The 2,347-nt window shown below is 72.3% G+C and carries 3 protein-coding genes; all 3 read left to right on the plus strand.

Features of this window, described 5'->3' with window-relative positions; genetic code table 11:
* Window positions 1-797, plus strand: a 797-nt coding sequence (locus B8460_RS19195; protein ID WP_048863233.1) for an NAD(P)-dependent oxidoreductase, incomplete at its 5' end; no start/stop codon positions are given.
* A gap of 58 nt (window positions 798-855) precedes the next feature.
* Window positions 856-1,962 (plus strand): LLM class flavin-dependent oxidoreductase, encoded by a 1,107-nt coding sequence (locus tag B8460_RS19200; protein WP_048863234.1) that lies wholly within the window; start codon window positions 856-858, stop codon window positions 1,960-1,962.
* The coding region (locus B8460_RS19205) for an alpha/beta fold hydrolase (protein WP_048863235.1) at window positions 1,962-2,347 on the plus strand (386 nt) is incomplete at its 3' end. The genes B8460_RS19200 and B8460_RS19205, both read left to right, overlap by 1 nt.

Consider the following 2,347-nt stretch of genomic DNA (forward strand, 5'->3'; position numbering starts at 1 on the left):
GCGCGGGCAGCCGTGGCGTCGGCGCCGCCGCGTCGATCGACGAACTCGCGGCCGGGTGCGGCGTGATCCTCGTCAGCCTGCCCGATCCCGCCGCCGTCCACGCGACCGCGCGCGCGATCGCCGCGACCGGCGCGCCGCCGCGCACCGTCGTCGAACTCAGCACCCTGGCACTCGCCGACAAGCACGGCTTCGCCGCCACCCTCGCCGCCGCCGGCCACGTCGCGATCGACTGCCCGATCAGCGGCACCGGGGCACAGGCGGCGACCGGCGACCTCGTGCTCTATGCCAGCGGGCCGCCGGCCGCGATCGAGGCGCTGCGCCCGCTGCTCGGCGGCTTCGCGCGCGCCGTGCACGACGTCGGCGCCTACGGCAACGGCAGCCGCATGAAGTTCGTCGCCAACCTGCTGGTCGCCATCCACAACGTCGCCGCGGCCGAGGCGATGGTGTTCGGCATGAAGGCCGGCCTCGATCCGCGGCAGATCGTCGATCTCGCGGGCGCGGGCGCCGGCGGCTCGCGCGTCTTCTCGCTGCGCGCGCCGATGATGGCCGACGGGCGCTATGACCAGGCGACGATGAAGATGGATGTCTGGCAGAAGGACATGGCGGTGATCGGCGCCTTCGCCGCCGAAATCGGCGCGCCGACGCCGCTGTTCGCCGCGACCGCCCCGCTCTATGTCGCCGCCATGGCGCAGGGTCTCGGCGAACAGGACACCGCCGCCGTCTGCGCGGTGCTGGAGGGCATGGCCGCGCTGCCGCGGGCCATCAGCGAAGCTGATCGCCCCTCGCCGAGCAAATGATGCGCCGTGCCTGACCCGGCGGGGTAGGGTGCGCGCGATGCCCTAAGGAGACGCGACGATGCAGCTCGGCTTCTTCACCATGCCCATCCATCCGATCGACAAGGATTGGCGGCAATCGCTGCGCGAGGATCAGGAGGCGTTCATCCTCGCCGACGAACTCGGCTTCGCCGAGGCCTATGTCGGCGAACATTCGACGGACGCGGCGGAGAACATCACCTCCTGCGCGCTGTTCCTCGCCACGCTCGCCGGGCGCACACGCCGGATACGCCTCGGCACCGGCACGGTGAACCTGCCCAACACGCATCCGGCGCGGGTCGCGGCCGAGATCGCCATGCTCGACCATCTGCTCGACGGGCGGCTGATCTTCGGCATCAGCCCGGGCGGCCTGCCGTCGGACGCCGAGGCGTTCGGCAGCCTCGGCGCCGACCGCAACGCGATGTTCGTGGAATCGATCGACCAGGTGCTGGAAATCTGGCGCCGCGATCCGCCCTATGACATTGCCGGCCGCTTCTGGACCGTCAGCACGGCGCGCACGATGATCCCGGAGATCGGGCAGGGCATCCTGCCGAAGCCGCTGCAACGCCCGCATCCGCCGATCGTCGTCACCGTCGTCGCCCCCTATTCCAAGGGCGTGACGGAGGCGGCGGCGCGCGGCTGGGACCCGATCTCGGCCAACTTCCTGCTGCCGCAATGGGTGCGCACGCACTGGCCCAACTATGCCGAGGGCTGCGCCCGCGCCGGCCGTCCGGCCGATCCCGCCAACTGGCGCGTGGCGAAGAGCATCTTCGTCGCCGACGACGCCGCGACCGCGCGCGCGTATGCGACCGGGCCGGACAGTCCGTATCGCTTCTACTACAGCCAGCTCCTGCACAAGATGAAGCGCGCCGGCCGCGCCGAGCTGTTCAAGACCGACCGCGCGCAGTCCGACGACAGCGTCACGCTCGATGACGTGTGCGACCGGCTGATCATCCACGGCACCCCCGATCAGGTCGCCGACCGCATCCTCGCCTTCCGCGAGGAGGTGGGCGATTTCGGCACGCTTCTGCTCGCCGGCAAGGACTGGCGCGACCCCGCGCTGGCGCGCCGCTCGATGGTGCTGCTGGCGGAACAGGTGATGCCGCGCGTCAACGCCGCGATCGGTGCCGCGCGGCGGAGCGCCGCCTGATGACGGGCGCCCCCACGCGCATCCGCCTGCCCGCGGGCTTCGCCCTCAACGTCGCGATCGAGGGGCCGGCCGACGCGCCGTGGCTGGTGCTGTCCAACAGCCTCGCCGCCGACCTGTCGATGTGGGACGAACAGGCGACGTGGCTCGCGCGCCGCTACCGGCTGCTGCGCTACGACACGCGCGGGCATGGCGGCAGCGACGCGCCGCCCGGGCCATACACGATCGACGACCTCGCGGGCGACGTTGTGGCGCTGCTCGATCATGTGGGCGCGGCGCGGGCGTCGTTCATGGGCCTCTCGCTCGGCGGCATGACCGGCCTCGCGCTCGCCGCGCGTCATGGCGGGCGCATCGCGCGTCTCGTCTGCTGCGCCGCCCGCGCCGACGC

The organism is Acidisphaera rubrifaciens HS-AP3 (genome assembly GCF_000964365.1).
GTDB classification, from domain to species: Bacteria; Pseudomonadota; Alphaproteobacteria; order Acetobacterales; family Acetobacteraceae; genus Acidisphaera; species Acidisphaera rubrifaciens.